The organism is Phycisphaerae bacterium (assembly GCA_018003015.1).
Classification (GTDB): Bacteria; Planctomycetota; Phycisphaerae; order UBA1845; family PWPN01; genus JAGNEZ01.
In genome coordinates this window covers 34,829-52,527 of record JAGNEZ010000047.1, presented here as the reverse complement: position 1 = coordinate 52,527, position 17,699 = coordinate 34,829, and the positions used below count along the sequence as shown (strand labels likewise).

Here is a 17,699-nt window from a genome sequence, read left to right as displayed (position 1 = left end):
ACAACGCCAGCTTCCGGGTATCCGTTGAACGAGGCATGCAGACTCTCCTGAACGTGCAAACTCACACCAGCAACACGTGCGTCAGGATAGCCGGCTCGTCAATAATGGTTCTGGTGGGCGCTTACACGGCGGTGTACGCGGCGTTGCCGTCACGATCGACGGACGCCGGGCCGTCTCCGCGGGAATTGACCGCACACTCAGAGTGTGGGACCTGACGCAGAATGCCGATGCTCCAACCGCAAGCGAAGCCAAAACGGTGACCAGTCTGGATTGCTCCCCTGACGACGGCATGCTCTTCGTCTGTGGTGACCAAACCGGATCCGTGAGGCTCCGCGACTTGGCGACTTTCCGCCTCCTCAAGACTTTCGACGGGCAGCTTGGCCCCATCGACACCGTCACCATTCTCTCGGGCGGCGATCGCCTCTTCGTAGCGGACAGCGCAGGCAACTGCCGAGTCTGGGATATCATCAGCGGCGATGAACTCCACCGGTATGCCGGCAAAGGGTCCTTTGAAGGTCAACGCACTCGTGGGGAGGGGTGGTCTTTCACGGCGGTCTCTCGCGATGGCCGCTTCTTTCTCAGTTCCGAGCCCGATCACACGGTGGTTCGGCGGATGATCGGGTCGGAGATCGGTGAGCCTAAGCGGTTGGTCTGCAGGAGCCGGGTCACCTGTGTTGCCGCATCTCCGGATTCGCGGTATGCGATTTGTGGTGATGAGCGGGGTGAAGTGTACTACTGGAAGCCAGAGACTGGAGAGTGCCGCCTTCTTCGCTATCTGTCCGGCTCTAAGCCTGCCAGCGTGGACTGTGCGGCTTTCTCGGCGGACGGGAAACACGCCCTCACGAGTGGGCACGACTTGGTCGTTCATCTGTGGGATCTGATCGCCGGCGATGAGGCCGGCCAGTTCGTTGGACCGACTCTGGTGGTGAGGGGCGTACGTTACGGGCGCGGAGATCGCACCGTGTTCTCGGTCGGCAGCGATCAAACCCTCCGCATGTGGGACGCGCAGCGGGGGCGCGACTTGAGACTCGGGGCTCAGCTTCCCACCTATGGCTATGCCCTGGCGGTTGTTCCGGCCGGCGATGCGGTGCTGGCGAGCAGCGGGTCGTCGATCAGTCTTTGGGATATCTCCCGGTCCCTGCGGCATCTCGACTTTGGGGCCCGCCTTGATAGAGCGGCATCTGCCCTTCGCACTCGTCCGGACGACAGTGCTGCGCTGCTGACACTGGGCGAATGGTATGCATTCCGGGGCGTCAACGACTGGGCCCTGCATTTCCTGGAGAAGGCCCGGAGCCGGGGAGCCGACATACCCTCCCTCACGCTGGCCCGCTGTTACTGGCAACTCGGTCAGACGAATGAAGCCGCCAACGAGTTCCACAAGGCGATAGTCCGGCGTGAAGCATCGCCCAACTACCTTCGCCTTTGCGTGGACGCGGTGACCGGCACACAGGCCGACCGGCGACTGCTCACGGCTCCCGTCCAGCAGGACGGAGGATAGGTCCTCGGGTAACAAGGCCGCCGTGAGTTCGGGCGACAGTCTCGTCAGGGAGCGGCGAGCCCGTAGTCCGTTTCGCGGTTGTGGTGATCGATCGCTTTCACCGCCACGCGATCCACCGTTCTCGGAACCGGGCGGCTGCTAACGGACCCATCGAGGACCTGCATGGGTCCCCAGCCGGACGATCGGGGCCCGGAGTCGTGCAACCAGACTGCCCAGAACCGGACCCTGGTCTTGGAGTGTGCAGGCAGTCGCCAGCTGGCGGTGTTGTTGGCCAGCGAGACAACCGGTTTGTCGGGCAGCCGGCTGCCAGGAGGCGCCGTGCAGTTGGGGACCAACGCGGGCTGAACGTAGAACTCACGTTGCAGCAACTCTCCGAGCGTGTTCTGGGGATCCTGAGCGTCGAGAGGGCCCCCACAGCAGGGGGCCCGCAACGCGCTCCATGAGTAGTGGGCCTCGCCCGACGTCCGGGTTCCGGTTCGACTTCGGGCGTTGTTCGCTTCCTTCATCTGGTCAGCGATGTCCTTGCCCGACCAGGGCTGGCTGGACGAGTCCTCAGGTGATTGAACCCGAGTGGCACACAGGCCGGTCACGACGATCGGGGTGAACTCCGTTTGCGGTTGGACGTTGCCGAGCCACGGCCCGAGTCTCCGCTTCACGCTTCCAGGCGGGTCCTTCGTGTACAGCTCGGGGACAACGTAGTTGACCCAGCCTTTCTTCAGCCATTCCATGCCCTGAGCGTCATCGTGATTGGGGCTGATGCCGAACTTGAGCCCATGCTCCTTGTACACCCTCTGAAATGTCCTGAAGATAAAGTCGTCCATGGTCTTCGGGCCCGCTGTCGGCGCTCCGTATTCCGTGGCCAGCCATTTGACCCGCTTCTGATGCGGGGTGTAGTCAGGCGGAGCGGAGAAGAGGACGGTGGTCCGGCTGGCCACGCGGTGATGGTGTTCCTTGGGCAGATTATGGTCAAACAAGAGACCGTCAATTCCATCGCCTCCTCTGGCCACTCTGAGCGCCCCGCCGCCAGGAGTCACCGTGGTGACATCTTGCTTCGCGCGGTACCGGAGCAGGTCATCGATCACGTCAATCACATAGTCCTGCACATTGGTCTGAGTGTAGTCCAGGTAGACCGTGTCGTATTTCTCGGACGCGAGAAGCGAATAGACCTTGTCATTCGCGTCCTTGACGATCCTGTCAACGCGAAAGGGGTTGACCCAGGCATGCAGCTCGATCCCCGCCGCATGGCACTGCGTGATCCAGTCGCCGAGAGGATCGTACTCCGGCGTTGGTTTCTTGTCTGGATCCCGGTCACTGCCGGGATTCAGGGCCACGGACCAGGGTTCGGGCTTGGAAAGCCTCGTCCATCGGTGCAGGCGGTCGCCGAACGCTCGGACTTGGAGAATAATGACGTTGCAGTTCAACTCCTTGGTCCGGCCCACGACGGCGCGGATTTCGTCACTCAACACGCGTGGATTGAGGCCCGGGCGGTTGGGCCAATCGAAGTTGTATGCGGTCACCACGAAAACCCCGCGGAGACTGCGATCCGGCAACGGCGGCAGATCCGAGTCCGTCTCGGGCGCATCTCGCCCCGTGAATCCCCCGGGTCGCCCGTGCCACTCTGCGCACCCGATGGAGCATCCCGCCAGCAGGACGGCAAGCCCGATATGACTCACGAAGACGACGGGGAGAAGAACAGACCGGGAGGCAGCGGCGGAGCACATACGACCTCCTTTTGCATGCAATGGGGCGACCGATCGCGAGAGATGACACGGCATCCGTCTAGTCAATCACCCCGAGAAACGGCTACCAGACCACACCTTAGATTGTAGTTCAACGACGAGGCCCAGGCCGCGGCGCAGCCGGGGTCAGTGCCCAGCGCGTGCCGGTTACGCTCAAGACGTGGGTCCGTCAAGAGCTCAAGGGCCTTCGGGGATGTCGGGCGACGGAATTTCGGCGGGCCTGGGCCGGAGGCGGGGCAGGCCGAGGCTGACTCAGTTCCGTCGTGCTCGCACCTGACAGGGCGCGAGGTTGAGTGAGATCCGCGTAACCTGCTCCGACTGACCCAGACCTTTGGCACGGAGAACCGGGGCTTGTAGAATCCCGCCATGCTCGCACGTCTACAAAGCATGGCGTTAATCGGGATCGAAGCCACGGCTTGTGAGGTGGAGGTGGACGTTGCCCCTCGGGGCTTCGAGAAGACCTCGATTGTCGGTTTGCCGGACACCGCGGTGAAGGAAAGCCTGGAACGGGTGCACAGCGCCCTGAACAACTCCGGCTACTCCTGGCCGGAGTACAAGACGGTCATTAACCTGGCCCCGGCGGATATCAAGAAGGAAGGGCCGGCCTTCGACCTGCCTATCGCGTTGGGGATGATCTTCGGCAGCGACGCGGGCACACCTGAACGGGTTGGGCGGTACCTGATCGCCGGGGAACTGGCGCTCGACGGTCGGGTCCGGGCGATCAAAGGGGCTTTGTCCATGGCCCTCTTGGCCCGGGACCGGGGCGTGGTCGGGGTGATCGTGCCGCGGGACAACGCCCCCGAGGCGGCCGTGGTCACCGACGTCGAGGTCATCGGGATCGGGACACTGGCCGAGGCGGTGGGCTTCCTCACCGAGCAACTGCCGCTCGAGCCGACGGTCATCGATATCCAGGCGGTGTTCGATCGCGCCTCGCGCTACGAGGAGGACTTCGCCGAGGTGCGCGGACAGGAATCCGCCAAGCGAGCCCTGACCCTGGCCGCGGCAGGGGGGCACAACGTCCTGCTGATCGGTCCGCCGGGAACCGGCAAAACCATGCTCAGCAAGAGGTTGCCGACGATTCTGCCTCCACTGACACTGACCGAGTCGTTGGAGACGACCCGGATCTACTCGGCGGCCGGCAAGCTTCCGCCGGGCCTGCCGCTCATGGCCCGCCGCCCCGTGCGCATGCCGCATCATTCGGCCAGCGGGCCGGCCCTGGTCGGCGGGGGCAGCATTCCGCAGGCGGGCGAGGTGTCGCTGGCCCATCACGGGTTGCTGTTCCTCGACGAGTTCCCCGAGTTCCCCCGGACGATCCTCGAGACCCTTCGGCAGCCGCTCGAAGACGGCGTGGTTACTATTGCCCGGTCGCACTCGGCGGTGGCGTTCCCGGCGCAGTTTATGCTCGTGGCAGCCATGAACCCGTGTCCATGTGGCTATTTCACGGACCCGAATAAGCCGTGCAAGTGCAGCCCGACGCAAATCGACAAGTACCTGTCGAGGATCAGCGGGCCGCTGATCGACCGAATCGATATCCACATTGAGGTCCCGCCGGTCGCTTACCGTGAGCTGCGTGGAGAGCGTGACGGCAGCGACAGCGCCTCGCTTCGCGAGCAGGTGATCCGAGCCCGGCAGATTCAGCGCCGCCGATTCGGTGAGCAGAGCACGATGATCAACGCCCGCATGACCTCGCGGCTGCTGCGAAAGTACTGTAAGCTCGACGAGGCCGGCGAGCAGTTGCTCAGGCAAGCCTTGACCGAGCTGGGCCTCAGTGCCCGGGCCCACGACAAGATTCTACGGGTTGCCCGGACCATTGCCGATCTCGCCGGCCAGGAGCATCTGCTCCCCGAGCACGTCGGCGAGGCGATCATGTACCGAAGGCTGGATCGGCAGCTGTAGGCCGCGCATTCCATCGAAGCCAGTCCGGAGTGAGTATAGAACCAACCTCGCATGGGAGGGTCCGGGGGGCGGCCGTCAGGGGTTGGAGTCCGTCAGACTCCTCCTCGACGAGGGAGCAGAGATGAAGCCGTTCCATCCCGTTTTGGCCTGACGGGGATCAGTTCGGTACAATGAGGTGTATGACCGCCACGATGTTCAGTATTTGCAGGGCTTTCCTCGCCGCGGCGGCCTCTGTCATGCCCATGTCGTCCATGGCGCTGGCTGATGGCAACCTCCTGGCCGGTTACGAGCGGTCGGAAGTCGGGGCGGTGATGATACGGGCGGGGAGCAGTGACCCGGGATTGACCGTGACTTGGCCGGTAGAGGGGGGCGTTGGCGGGGCGCCGACGGCCACGGAAGGGCGGCACGTACTCAAGCTGCACTGGAGCGGCGAGACGGATCGCAAGGTACAGGTTCGGCACGAGTGGGTCGGGCGGACGTTCGATCTGCCGGGCATGACGGCCGGCATCGCGGAGATCAGGGTGGATGTCTACGTTGCCTCCCTGTCGGCTCTGGCCCAGACCGTGGGGATCTGGGACGACGTTTTCGGCTGGACGGCCGGTTGCCCTGTGCCCACGGCCGTCAATCAGTGGTTTACCGTCTCGATGAACGTCGGCCAGATCAAGAAGCACTCGCTGAGCCATATCGCCGCGCTGTTGTTTGAGAATCTCGCCGGGAGCAGCGGGACGATCTACCTCGACCATCTCCGGCTGGTACCGACACGGCAGATCCGGTTCGCCGGGCGCGACTGGATCGTCAAGAGCGGCGACGGGCAGGGACCGGGCCCCAACGACTTCTCCCAGAGCGAAGAGAATGTCTGGGTTGATGCTTCTGGCCGACTGCACCTCAAGATCGTGCCGCGTTGCGGCCGGTGGTTCTGCAGCGAGGTCATCGCTCGGGAGTCGCTCGGCTACGGTACATACCTCTTCACCGTGGACAGTCGAGTGGACGGTCTGGACCCGAATGCCACCCTGGGTCTGTTCACCTGGGACACCACTGCCCCGCAGTACCATTACCGCGAGATTGACTTCGAGTTCGGCCGATGGGGTGATCCCGCCAGCGCCAACTCCCAGTATGTCATTCAGCCGTGGGGTACGGCCGGAAACATGCTCCGCTTCAACATCAACTACGCGAGCGGTATTGACTCGACAACCCACGTCATGACTTGGGCTTCCGAGGCAGTTTCCTTCGAGAGTCACTACGGGGAGGCATGCGTGGTTCCGTCTCAGCCACGCGTCATCCGGACCTGGCGGTACGCCGGAGCGGACAATCCTCCCCCGGGCGGCGAGAACATCCGGATGAACCTCTGGCTGATCGACGGCAAGCCACCTGCGGAAGGCCGGGATGTCGAGGCGATCATCTCCGATTTCCGGTACTCATCCGTGCCTCTGGCGGATAGCGACCGCGACGGCGTGTATGACCCCTGCGACACGTGCGCAAGCACGATTCCGGGTGCGGTCGTGGACGCGAACGGCTGCCCGCCGCTCATACCGGGCGACGTCGACCGCGACGGGGACGTCGACGGCGTCGACTTCACGGCGTTCAAGGACTGCATTTCGGGCTCGGGGATCTCAATCACCGGCTCCTGCTCGGCCATGGATTTCGACGGCGACAGCGACGTGGATCAGGGTGATTTCGGGGCTCTGCAGCGGTGTTACAGTGGGACGAAGACGCCGGCCGATCCCGGTTGCGGCGGATGAACTCCTGAGACCGGTTGAACTACGAGCCGGGCAAATCGGTCACCGGGGTAGGAATCACGAGCAGGAGGTAGCCACACGATGCGAACACCTGTGCTGTCGATCGCTGCCTTCCTTTGCGCGGTCGGGGGGGCAGAGGGGGAATCGGGGCCTCACCCCAACATCCTCTGGATCACCAGCGAGGACAACGGTCCGCACCTGGGCTGTTACGGCGATGCCTACGCGACCACCCCGACGCTCGATGGACTGGCCGCCAAGGGTTGCGTGTATCTGAACGTGTGGTCGAGCGCCCCGGTGTGTGCGCCCGCTCGGACGGCGATCATCACCGGCATCTACCCGCCGTCACTGGGTGCAGAGCACATGCGAAGCCTGGTCCCGATGCCCGCGCCTATGCGCATGTTCCCCCAACTGCTCCGCGAGGCGGGTTACTACTGCACCAACAACAGCAAGGAGGACTACAACCTGGAGAAGCCGGGCAAGGTCTGGGACATGTCCTCCGCCAAGGCCCACTGGCGCAACCGCCGCCCCGACCAGCCTTTCTTCGCGGTGTTCAACCTTGGAGTGACCCATGAAAGCCAGATCCGCAAGCGACCGCATCAGTGGAAGCACGACGTCGCCCGCGCGCGCGTGCCCGTCTATCATCCCGATACCCCTGAGGTCCGGCAGGACTGGGCCCAATACTACGATCAGCTGAGCGAGATGGATGGTATCGCCAACCAGAACCTCCGGGAATTGGAGGAGGCCGGTGTCGCGGACGACACGATCGTCTTCTACTACGGCGACAACGGGCCAGGGATGCCGCGCGGCAAACGCTCGCCGTGTGATTCCGGTCTGCACGTGCCACTGATCGTCTACGTTCCACCTAAGTGGCGAAACCTGGCCGCGACGGACTACGCGCGCGGAGGGCGGAGCCGGCGACTGATCCGTTTCGAGGACCTGGCGCCCACGGTGCTGAGCCTCGCCGGGATCCAGCCGCCGGCCTGGATGCAGGGCCGGGCGTTCCTGGGGCCTTCCGAGATGCCGTCGCCGGAGTACATCACCGGTTTCCGAGGCCGCATGGACGAACGCTACGACCTGGTCCGCTCCATCCGCGACCAGCGCTATGTCTACGTCCGTAACTACATGCCGCACCTTCCCGCCGGCCAGCACGTGGCATACATGTTCGAGACGCCCACCACCCGGGTGTGGAAACAGCTGTTCGACCAAGGCAAGCTGGCCCCGCCAAAAACGTGCTTCTGGGAACCCAAGGCTCCCGAGGAGCTCTACGATCTCAAGGAGGATCCCGACGAGGTGCAGAACCTGGCCGACTCGCCGGCGCACCAGGACATACTGCGACGAATGCGCACCGTGCTGCGCGAACGGCTCTTGAAGGATCGCGATCTGGGTTTCCTGCCCGAGGGAGAGATCCATCGCCGCTCGCAGGGCTCCACGCCGTATGACGTCGGGCGCGACGAACGCAAGTACCCGATGGCCAGGATCCTGACCGCGGCGGAGCAGGCGTCATCGCTCGAAATCGAGTCCGAGACTGCACTGAGATCGGCGCTCGTTGAGGATGCGGACAGCGCCGTCCGATACTGGGCGGCGATGGGCATCCTGATGCGCGGCAGAACGTCGGTTGAAGCTGCTGAGCCGGCGCTCAGGCAGGCCTTGAAGGATGCATCGCCCCATGTGCAGATCGTGGCGGCCGAGGCTTTGGCCCGGTTTGGGGCGGCAGCCGACTTCCCGGCAATCCTGGCCCTCCTGATTGATCGAGCGGACGTTTCCAGAAACGGGATCTATGTTTCACTCCCGGCACTGAACGCGATCGATGCCTTGGGTGATCGGGCTGCCGGCTTCAGGACGGCCATCGCAGCGCTGCCTCGAACGCATCCCTCGGTGATCCAACGAATGGAAAGCAATATCCCCAAGATCCTGGACACGATGCTGGCTAATCCCAGGTAGACGTCGCAACCAGAGGGTGGGCGGGTGTTGGGACCAGCCTGCTTCACGACGGTAACCCTCTGATCGCTCGGATCGGGATGGCTGCATCGACGAGAGTGACCCAAACAGCGTGATTCCGGCCGGGGGGAGAGTCAAGGTTCGATCGGCGTCGCATCCTCCAGGTACGGTTCCGTTACCCGTTCGAACTCGGCCTTCAGGAGGAATTCCACAGTGCCGTTACCGAAGAGTACGAACCCTCCTTCTTGGCCATGGTTGTCGAGCGGCTCGAAGACTGCCGGCGTGGCGGCCGTGTATCCCCCTGGAGGTGGCCGGGCAACCAGGTAGTTAGGGCCTGTGCCGCTCGGGCAGCACAAGGTGTCTGCCGGGATACCGGCGCGGAGCAGATGACCGGCGAGGTCGGCGGGCAGTCGTCCGTTGTGTTCCGAGGCATACTGTGCGAGGGCGACACCGATGGTGCTCATGCGCGTCGCGCAGACGCTGCGTTTGGCCAGCTCGCGGGCCCGGGCCAGGGAGGGGAGCATGAAGGAGATGAGTAGCGCAATGAGCGCGACGGCGATCAGCAGGTTGGCTCCGGCACCGGAGGATCCGCGAAGCAACGAGCTTCCGGGGATGAAGGCGGAGAGGAAGGTCGCGATAACGCTCCTCCTGGGTGCCGGGGCGGTGCCCGCGTGTTCGGGGAGGGCCTGGAGCAGCCGGGAGACCCGCCAGACCGTGTTCGGTTCGGGACTGAGCAGCGAAGCGAGGGTCAGGAAGAACCCGCCAGTCAAGCGGACCTGTTCGTGATAAGCGCCAGGTGCGATTCGCCGGCCGAGTTCGCTGCCGGCCGCGGTGATGTAGATGGCTCGCTCGGCCGCGACTGGGTCGCCGCAGACGCGAAGCCCGCAGCGGTCGGCGGTGTACTCCGTCGATCGTCGCCACGCCGGATAGAGGAGCGGCAAAATCATCGACGGGAGCAGGATCAGTCCCCACCTCAGATGGTGGTAGCGGAAATGGGCAACCTCGCGTCCGATGACCATGTCGAGTTCGGGACCCTCGCCCTGATCCTCGACCAGGTCGCTGGACAGGGCCAGGATTCTGGAGCCGAGAAAGATCCTGGTTGCCGCTTCGCGAACACCGCCATACTGGACGACATACGTCTCCGGCGCGGGGACGCCGAGCGCGGCCGCCGCCCGCTCCACGGCCGCAGCAATGTGGGGAAGCTGCTCGCCGCTGACGCGGAGTCCGTTGCCGCGAACGTGGGCTACGAACGCGGCACGAACGAAAAGGCTGACCAGCCCGATCACCCCGATCAGCACGACCGCGACGAGCAGTCCTTCCGCATCCTCGAGCAGCTCGGGGACCACCACGATGCCGATCGCGACCCAAGCCAACAGGGAGAACAAGAGACAGAACGCAAAGAGTACTCGTTCGCGAGGATGTCTCGTCTCGGCGATCATGTCGCCGGTCGGCATCGGATGAAGCTGTCCTGGGTTCTCGCTCATACGGATTGTCCTCCCGGGCAACTCGTCAGGTGATAGTCAACTGCCGCTCGTGATCGGGTCGGCTCGGTGCAGGGCTTGAACACGATGCGTCAGCCAGGGGTGCGTCGATAGCCATTGGATCACGGTTTGCCAGAAGCCACCGACCTCCTGGCCTTGCCGCAAAAAGGTCGCCATACTGGCCATTCGGGCGCAGCGCCCGCCGGCTGCGAGAATGAGCAGCCCCCGCGCGGCCGCGGCGGAATCCCCGCAACCGGCCTGGCCGCAGAGATCCGCGCTGTACTCGCAGGCCCGCGAGTAAGCTTGGGCGAGGAATGGGATGAACAGGGCCGGGAAGAGCAGCCATCCCCAGGTGATGTGCCCCAAGGCCAGGTGGCCAATCTCGTGGGCGACGATCATGTCCAGTTCCCTGGTGTTGGAGCCGCAGGCCTCAACCAGTTCGGCGTAGAGGACGACATAGTCGCGCGACGCAAACCGGGTGGCGAAGGCATTAAGCCAGCCCTGCTCCTGGACAACGTAGACGTCGGGTGGCATCTGGAGACCAAGCTTCGCGCAGACTCGGCATGCCGACTCGTGGATCTCGGGAAGCTGGGCCGGTGTGACCTGGATGGCGCGAGCCTTGATATGAGCCATCATGAACGCCAGGCTGATCCAGCTGGTTAGCATGAAACCAGCAAGGTAGAAAATGCCGAAGCACGATAGAAGCAGAAGCAGGGTGAGGAGAATGCTGACCACCAGGCATACCACCCGCAGGGCCGATTCGCCGGCGGTCCGCAAGCTCTCGATGTCCACGGATTCACTGGCCTGGGGCGTCCGCGGCGGTGCGCCGGGCGATACGCGGCCGAAGATGGTGCCGCCTGCGGTGTTTGGCTGGGCGGGTACGGTCAACTGCTGTCGGCACCTGCCACACTGGATGGTCTGGCCCAGATACTGCCGGTTGACCCCGAGGGTCACGTGGCAGTGCGGGCATTCGACCGCGACAGTGTCTTCTGCAGGTATGCTCATCGAAAGACCTCGTGCTTGTGCCAGGCAATGTGGCCGGGAGGATAGCGGAACGTCGCCACCTGGGCAAGTCGAAGGCGCGAGTCTCGCGGCTGCGAGCTGCTCCGCTGAATCAGGCCGCGTGCTGTTCACGCTCGCGCCCTGCGTTCGCGTGCGATCGCGGGTGCCTGGCCTCGTCGGCCGTCTGGACGTATCATTGCCTCCCGCGGACAATACACCTCACGCTCGACTGGAGGCCGCGTCATGCAGCACCGGATCTTCGCATCTCTCAGTGCGTCGCTGGTCCTGGCGTTCGCGTCCGGGCTTGCGGCCCAATCGCAACCCAACATCGTGTTGATCTACGCCGATGACCTCGGCTACGGCGATGTCAGCTGCTATGGGGCCACGAGCCTCAAGACGCCGAACATCGATCGGCTCACCGAGCAGGGCTTGCGGTTCACCGATGCCCATGGGGCGGCCGCAACCTGTACGCCCTCGCGATATGCCATGCTCACCGGTGAGTACGCCTGGCGCCGAAAGGGTACAGGCATCCTGCCCGGCGATGCCCGATTGATCATCGAGCCCGGCCGGACGACGCTGGCATCCGTTTTGAAGGACGCAGGCTACGCGACCGGTGTTGTCGGCAAGTGGCATCTGGGGCTCGGAAACGGAGCCCTAGACTGGAACAGGGAGATCAGGCCCGGCCCGCTCGAGTTGGGTTTCGACTACTGCTTCCTGATCCCTGCGACTGGTGACCGAGTACCCTGCGTTTACGTCGAGAATCACCGTGTTGTCGGCCTGGATCCGAAGGACCCCCTCCGGGTGAGCTATGCCTCCCCGGTGGGCGATGAGCCTACAGGCAAAAACAACCCTGAGCTTCTTAAGATCCAACCCAGCCACGGGCACGATCAGACCATCGTTAACGGCATCAGTCGAATCGGGTACATGAGCGGTGGAAAGGCGGCCCGGTGGGTGGACGAGGATATGGCCGATACGATTGCCGCGAAGGCGGTCGCGTTCATTGAACAACAGAAGGCCCGGCCGTTCTTTCTCTACTTCGCGACTCACGACGTTCACGTGCCCAGGGTTCCGCACCCGCGTTTCTCGGGCAAGAGCGGCATGGGGCCTCGGGGCGATGTCATCCTCCAGTTCGATGCGTGCGTCGGCCGAATCCTCAATACCCTCGACCGGCTGGGCTTGGCAGAGAACACGCTCGTGATTCTGAGCAGCGACAACGGCCCGGTGGTGGACGACGGCTACCGGGACGAGGCGGCGACCCGACTCGGCGATCACAGGCCGGCCGGGCCCTGGCGGGGCGGTAAGTACAGCATCTTCGAGGGCGGCACGCGCGTACCCATGCTGATCCGCTGGCCCAGGCGGGTCAGGCCCGGCACGAGCCCGGCCCTGGTGTGCCAGGTCGATTTCCTGGCATCATTTGCTGCTCTGGTCGGACGCAAGCTGGGTCCCGAGGACGGCCCGGACAGTCTTGACGTGTTGCCCGCCCTGCTGGGCGACTCCCGCGGCGGCCGCGAGGAACTCGTCGAGCAGGCGGGCACCCTCGCCCTCCGCCGGGGCGACTGGAAGTACATTGAGCCCGGCAAGGGCCCCAGGCGAAATGCGGCCACCCACACCGAACTGGGCAACGATTCCCGCCCGCAGGTCTACAACCTGGGCGACGACCCGGCCGAAGCCAGAAACCTGGCGGCCCATCGGTCGCCGGATGCAGAGGGCTTGGACGAGCGACTTCAGACTATCCGCCGGTCAGGTCGATCGCGGCCATGATCGCGGCCAGCAGCGATCGCGCAACCGCCGTTTGCGCCTGTGAATAAGCGGGATATAAAGTTTTATAGTACCAAATAGAACCCACCGGAAGCCCCAGGCCGAAGCGCTCCACACGGGGCTTGAGACGCGCACGTTCTCGGTCCCGTTCAGTTGAACCTGCTCCTGATCAGGAAATAGCCGAACTGCTCGGCGTCCATCCTGCCGCCCCGGCCTCCCACCACCGCGCCGTCCGGGCGAACGACCAGGAAGGCGGGGACCGTCTCGACTCCGAACTGCTTCGCCAGCTGCCGATGGATGAGCGGATCAAGGCGGACGGGGACATACTGGCGAACGTGCTTCTGGACGTTGGCGTCGGAGAACACTTCGGCGTCCATCGCCCGGCAGTCAGCGTTGACCACGGAGTGGAATGCGACCAGGACGCGGGTGCGCCGTTCTGCCGCCACCTGCAGGGCCCGCTCGTAGCTCACCTCCCAGCGAATTGGGCTACACCCCGTCAATCCCGCCACGACCAGCAGGGCGGCGGGGATGGCCCGAGCCGCCCGAAGGCCGTCGTGAGTTCGCCGACGGCCGGCGGGCAAATGGGTCCGAATGGTCGGGATGCCGACCAGGGCGACCTGGTCAGGGCGACGGGGACGGGCGGCCAGTTCTTCTGCCGGGCCTGGCATGTGTACGTGGATCACTTTCGGTCCCTCACGGTCGGTGCTTCCGCGTGTCCGGACGCCAAGCCACCGCCTAGCGCGATTTCCATGCTGAAGGCCGGCTGGCAGGTGTCAGCAACTCCGCTGCTCCGAGCAGGGCACACAGCGCGTGCTGCACGTGGTCGATCCGCAGCGACGGGTCGCTGGGCGAGTTGCGCACTGCCCCGACGACGTCCCGCGGCGTACCCACATAATAGCATTCTTCCTCACGGAACTGAAGCTGCAACACGAACCGCGCCGCTTCGGTCACCACGCGGCGGTAGCGGTCTGCCCGGGCGCGGTCGCCCAGTGATTCGGCAGTCCGCAGGGCGTCAACCGCCCCTTCGAGATACACGGCGCTGCTGACACCCGGACGGCCGCTGCCGTAGACGTCGAATCCGCCGAGGTAGATGGGTAGCATGGGGCGAGGCGGCGCCATCTGGGTACCGGCCAGATGGTCGGTCATTTCGTAGACGAAGTCGGCGTATTCCTGACGCCGGGTGGTCCGCGCAAGTTGACCCCAGGCCTGGGCCTGCCAGGGTATGAACGGAGCCGGTCGCTTCTGACGGAAATAGGCACGGTAGAATGGCAGCGACTTGTCGCAGACGGCCCTCCACCTGGGACTGCTGTCGAGAGCATATTGGCGGGCGATGGCCAGCAGGGCCTCGCCCGGGTAGTAGTCCTGAGTGGTTTGTAGAGCTGAAGGGGGAAAGTGGGTGCGGAAGGTGCCGTCGGCTTCCTGCATCGAGGCCAGGCCGTTGAGCAGGGGCAGACGGATGTCGGCGTATCGCTCCGGGTCCGGCCCATCGGCCAGGGCCAGGCAGACCAAGGCGGTCGCCCCCAGGCCGTTCTCATCGTCAGGCGTGGCCAGGAAGGTGGCATCGCTCTGCCCGGAGACCGGGCGAATCATCTTCCGAAACACCCCAATCGCCCGGTCCAGGGCCCTCGCGGATTCGGCATCCCTTCGCTTTCGGGCGTGGACGGCCATGCTCCAGGTCGTGGCCGCTTGTCGAATCCAGTTCTGGTCCTCGCCTCGATACATGCCTTGGCCGGCCAGATACTCGTAGGCAAAAACGCCATCGGCATTCTGTCGGAAGCGGATGAATCGAGCCATGGTGTCGGCCGCGACCAGGAGCTTCTCGGGGTGAACGTCTGCAGACGGAACAAGCCTCAGGCCGGCCAACAGCTCAACGGGCGGTTGTCCCGGCGTCGGCTCGTAGAGATGAAGACTCCGGAATCGGAGCACGATGATCCGGTCCGGATGGTTCTGTGAGACGGGTTCCCTGCGTTCGATCATCTCGCGGAGTCTCGCGATGGCCATGACGCAGCGACCTCGCCCGTGGTGCTGATCGTCCAATGGATCATATTTGAGGTCCGCAGTGAACCACTCGGAAGGCCGAATGCGGGCTTCGGTGCTCTCGAACCGCAGAGCCAAGCCGTGGACCGGCGGTTCGTACTGCCGGGCAAGCTCCTCGGTCGGCTGGTCGGAGGTGCCGATCATCTCAAACGGACCGATCAACTCCAGTTCGATCCTCGTCTCGGCCAGGTCATGATCCGCCAGCGGCGCGTCTCGGCGAGCATCGGCCAAGGCGGCCTCCGCGGCGCTGGCGCAGGCCTTCACCACGGTGTCGAAGCCTGACAGGCCCTGCCCCGTCACGCGACCCCATCGCCGAAGCGTCACCGACACGCAGCATCTCAACTCCTCGAGCGTGGAAGGTACGTAGTCCACGGTGTATCGCTCGCCGCTGCGCACGAGCCGTTGAAGCGACCGGCGCACAAGGCGCATGAGGAAGGTCTGATCGGCCGGCTCCACTGCGGGCGGGGGTGTTCCCAGCCATTCGTTCTTGTCCAGCGGCACGACCGGGGCCAGATCCGCCCCCTGCCCCGGACCGTACACCCAGGCGACGAACATGGCCGCGAGCAGCAGGGTACCCGGTGCCCATTCCGGCCGGAGAGCGAGATGCGAGCCGGTTTTCTCAGCCCCTGGAGGCATGGCCCACCTCGCGGTCTTCGTCTTCCAGAGGCAGATCATAACGTTGGCGGTTCATGAAGATCGCCTGGTGCTTGATCGCGTTCTGCTGGAGAATGGCAGCCCCCTCATTCAGCCCCGCCCCCACGTGCTCCAGGGCATGGGCGTCGCTGCCCAAGGTCATCGCCCGACCGCCGAGTTCGGCATAGCGTCGCACGGCCCAATCCGCGGGCAGAGTCTCGGGCAGCGATTGCCTCAGGCTGCTGCAGTTGAGTTCAGGGATCAGGTTGGCGGCCAGGCAGGTCTGCAGAATACTGTCGATCGCGGCCTGGTGCGAGGCGACGTCGTAGCAGCCGAAGTAGCGCTGGGTGTAGCGTTTGACTAGGTCCAGGTGAGCCAGGACGTCGAACGGCCGTTGTCCCCGGCGGTCCAGCTCAAGGGCCAGTTGGGCGGCCTCCAGGACGGTGGCCAGATAAGCCCGGGTTGCTGCATCCGGCGACAGGCTGCCCCAGTGCTCCCGGTGGTGGAGGGCGCGACCGTCGAAGAAATGGACGGCGAGAATGACGAGGTCAAACCGATGGCTGGTCAGATGATCAAGAATGTAGGGCATGCGCTCCCGCTGGTAGTCAACCTCAATGCCGTGGCCGATGAAGATCTGGTCGCCGTACTGTTCCCGAAGCACGGCCACGGCCTGGGCGATGCGCTCGTAGTCGTAGATGCAGACGTCCCACTCGCTCTCGTGGGGGTCGTAATGCTCGGTGAAGGTGACGCCCGCCAGTCCGGCCCCGATCGCCGCGCGCACCACCTCGCTGGGATCGGATCGGCTGTCGACCGAGTTCGCGGAGTGCAGGTGTTGATCATAGAGCTTCATAGGTGGCCATCATAGGAAAACGCGTACGGCTTGGCTATCCCTGCGGCCGCGGTTGCCGAGTTCGACGATCCTGGGATAGAATGCCGCCGGTGCGAACACCGGCGTCCGAAGGCCCGGTGAGATGAGGTCCAGGTGCGAGGCATCATGGCCGCCCATCCAGTCATCTCGGATACGCCGGTTCCCGGTTCCGAGGAGAAGCCCGTCGAATCGGACGGGCTGAGCTGGTTTACCCGCACGAAGTTCATGTTCGTGCGCGGCTTCCTGTGGGGACTGGCCGTGTGTTTTGGACTCGGCGGGCTGTACCACTTCGGCCGTTTCTTCGGCACCTGTGAATGGCTGGTCAATCACAAGCGGCGGCGGAGGTTCCGCAAGCGACTGGGGGCGACCCTTGGCGATCACGTCAAGGAGATGTCCTGCTCGATGACCTACGCCTGCTGGCAGCACTTCGTTCGCACCCGCTGTGACAAGCTGCTCTACCTGATCTTCGACAAGATTCCCCGCGAGGAGATCATCCGGCGCACCACGTTTCACCGCCGCGAGCTGATTGACAACGCCCTCGAGCGGGGCAAGGGCCTGTACGTGTGTATGAGCCACAACGGCTCCCACCACGTGCTCATCCAGATCATGGCCATGCTCGGATATCGCATTGCCGGGGTCCGCGACCGCAACGAGGGGGCCATGCGCCGCTACATTCAGGAGAAGTACGAGCAGAGCTTTCCTGAGCTCAGAGCGGTCCGTATGTTCTTCGCGGACTCCTACCCGCGGGACCTGTACCGCTGTTTTCAGGAAGGTTACATCCTGGGCACCGCCCTGGACGTCAGCCGCCTGCGCGCGTCTCATCTGCGCACCGCGAAGGTCAAGATCTTCGGCGAGGAGCGGGAGTTCCTGACGGGGACAATGCAGATCGCCCTGCGCTGCAAAGTGCCCGTACTCCAGGGCTTCGTCGTATCTCGAGACAACTTCTACTTCGATTTGATCCCGCTGGACGGGTTGGTTGATCCGGACAAGGCCGAGGATACGCCCGAGGTACTGCAGCAGGCAATGCAGCGCTATGCGGACAACATTGGTTGCCATCTGCTCAAGTACCCCGACCACTACAGCCGGGTCTGAGCGGCTGGGCCAGGAACCAGC

At 64.3% G+C, this 17,699-nt stretch carries 12 protein-coding genes; 6 read left to right on the top strand and 6 right to left on the bottom strand.

Annotation, left to right across the window (positions count from 1 at the left end):
• The first annotated feature begins 256 nt into the window (after positions 1 to 256).
• Complete coding sequence (locus KA354_18000) at positions 257 to 1,498, top strand: WD40 repeat domain-containing protein (GenBank protein MBP7936537.1); 1,242 nt, start codon at positions 257 to 259, stop codon at positions 1,496 to 1,498.
• 44 nt (positions 1,499 to 1,542) lie between these two features.
• On the opposite strand, the gene KA354_17995 is transcribed toward KA354_18000, so the two are convergent.
• On the bottom strand, positions 1,543 to 3,219 hold the full coding sequence (locus KA354_17995) for a hypothetical protein (protein MBP7936536.1): 1,677 nt from the start codon (positions 3,217 to 3,219) through the stop codon (positions 1,543 to 1,545).
• Between the two features lie 384 nt (positions 3,220 to 3,603).
• On the opposite strand from KA354_17995, the gene KA354_17990 reads away from it, so the two are divergent.
• From KA354_17990 to KA354_17980, 3 genes are all read left to right on the top strand, one after another.
• Complete coding sequence (locus KA354_17990; GenBank protein ID MBP7936535.1) at positions 3,604 to 5,133, top strand: YifB family Mg chelatase-like AAA ATPase; 1,530 nt, start codon at positions 3,604 to 3,606, stop codon at positions 5,131 to 5,133.
• A gap of 179 nt (positions 5,134 to 5,312) precedes the next feature.
• Positions 5,313 to 6,872, top strand: a complete 1,560-nt coding sequence (locus KA354_17985; GenBank protein ID MBP7936534.1) for a hypothetical protein — start codon at positions 5,313 to 5,315, stop codon at positions 6,870 to 6,872.
• A 78-nt stretch (positions 6,873 to 6,950) separates the two neighbouring features.
• The gene (locus KA354_17980; GenBank protein MBP7936533.1) at positions 6,951 to 8,810 is read left to right on the top strand and encodes a sulfatase-like hydrolase/transferase; all 1,860 of its coding nucleotides are present in this window, start codon (positions 6,951 to 6,953) and stop codon (positions 8,808 to 8,810) included.
• A 131-nt stretch (positions 8,811 to 8,941) separates the two neighbouring features.
• Here the strand turns inward: KA354_17980 and KA354_17975 are convergent, their stop codons facing one another.
• Together KA354_17975 and KA354_17970 are read right to left on the bottom strand one after the other, a co-directional pair.
• The gene (locus KA354_17975; protein ID MBP7936532.1) at positions 8,942 to 10,291 is read right to left on the bottom strand and encodes a M48 family metalloprotease; all 1,350 of its coding nucleotides are present in this window, start codon (positions 10,289 to 10,291) and stop codon (positions 8,942 to 8,944) included.
• Between the two features lie 36 nt (positions 10,292 to 10,327).
• On the bottom strand, positions 10,328 to 11,293 hold the full coding sequence (locus KA354_17970; GenBank protein MBP7936531.1) for a M48 family metallopeptidase: 966 nt from the start codon (positions 11,291 to 11,293) through the stop codon (positions 10,328 to 10,330).
• Between the two features lie 240 nt (positions 11,294 to 11,533).
• Between KA354_17970 and KA354_17965 the strand changes: the two genes are divergently transcribed.
• The gene (locus KA354_17965; protein ID MBP7936530.1) at positions 11,534 to 13,051 is read left to right on the top strand and encodes an arylsulfatase; all 1,518 of its coding nucleotides are present in this window, start codon (positions 11,534 to 11,536) and stop codon (positions 13,049 to 13,051) included.
• 146 nt (positions 13,052 to 13,197) lie between these two features.
• On the opposite strand, the gene KA354_17960 is transcribed toward KA354_17965, so the two are convergent.
• The 3 genes from KA354_17960 to KA354_17950 form a co-directional block, all read right to left on the bottom strand.
• Positions 13,198 to 13,716, bottom strand: coding sequence for a thioredoxin family protein (locus tag KA354_17960; protein ID MBP7936529.1), 519 nt, complete (start codon positions 13,714 to 13,716; stop codon positions 13,198 to 13,200).
• A 67-nt stretch (positions 13,717 to 13,783) separates the two neighbouring features.
• Positions 13,784 to 15,721, bottom strand: coding sequence for a hypothetical protein (locus KA354_17955; protein MBP7936528.1), 1,938 nt, complete (start codon positions 15,719 to 15,721; stop codon positions 13,784 to 13,786).
• Entirely contained in the window at positions 15,705 to 16,568 is an 864-nt protein-coding gene (locus KA354_17950; GenBank protein ID MBP7936527.1) for a histidinol-phosphatase HisJ family protein, read from the bottom strand. The genes KA354_17955 and KA354_17950 overlap by 17 nt, the downstream gene beginning before the upstream one ends.
• A 144-nt stretch (positions 16,569 to 16,712) precedes the next feature.
• On the opposite strand from KA354_17950, the gene KA354_17945 reads away from it, so the two are divergent.
• Entirely contained in the window at positions 16,713 to 17,678 is a 966-nt protein-coding gene (locus KA354_17945; GenBank protein MBP7936526.1) for a hypothetical protein, read from the top strand.
• The last annotated feature ends 21 nt before the right edge of the window (positions 17,679 to 17,699 follow it).

What these genes read in the sequence shown, in the direction of transcription:
- KA354_17980 (MBP7936533.1), top strand. Translation starts at nt 6,951, where the DNA reads ATGCGAACACCTGTGCTGTCGATCGCTGCCTTCCTTTGCGCGGTCGGG.
- KA354_17970 (MBP7936531.1), bottom strand. Translation starts at nt 11,293, where the DNA reads ATGAGCATACCTGCAGAAGACACTGTCGCGGTCGAATGCCCGCACTGC.
- KA354_17950 (MBP7936527.1), bottom strand. Translation starts at nt 16,568, where the DNA reads ATGAAGCTCTATGATCAACACCTGCACTCCGCGAACTCGGTCGACAGC.
- KA354_17960 (MBP7936529.1), bottom strand. Translation starts at nt 13,716, where the DNA reads ATGCCAGGCCCGGCAGAAGAACTGGCCGCCCGTCCCCGTCGCCCTGAC.
- KA354_17995 (MBP7936536.1), bottom strand. Translation starts at nt 3,219, where the DNA reads ATGTGCTCCGCCGCTGCCTCCCGGTCTGTTCTTCTCCCCGTCGTCTTC.
- KA354_17990 (MBP7936535.1), top strand. Translation starts at nt 3,604, where the DNA reads ATGCTCGCACGTCTACAAAGCATGGCGTTAATCGGGATCGAAGCCACG.
- KA354_17985 (MBP7936534.1), top strand. Translation starts at nt 5,313, where the DNA reads ATGACCGCCACGATGTTCAGTATTTGCAGGGCTTTCCTCGCCGCGGCG.
- KA354_17965 (MBP7936530.1), top strand. Translation starts at nt 11,534, where the DNA reads ATGCAGCACCGGATCTTCGCATCTCTCAGTGCGTCGCTGGTCCTGGCG.
- KA354_17945 (MBP7936526.1), top strand. Translation starts at nt 16,713, where the DNA reads ATGGCCGCCCATCCAGTCATCTCGGATACGCCGGTTCCCGGTTCCGAG.
- KA354_17975 (MBP7936532.1), bottom strand. Translation starts at nt 10,291, where the DNA reads ATGAGCGAGAACCCAGGACAGCTTCATCCGATGCCGACCGGCGACATG.
- KA354_17955 (MBP7936528.1), bottom strand. Translation starts at nt 15,721, where the DNA reads ATGCCTCCAGGGGCTGAGAAAACCGGCTCGCATCTCGCTCTCCGGCCG.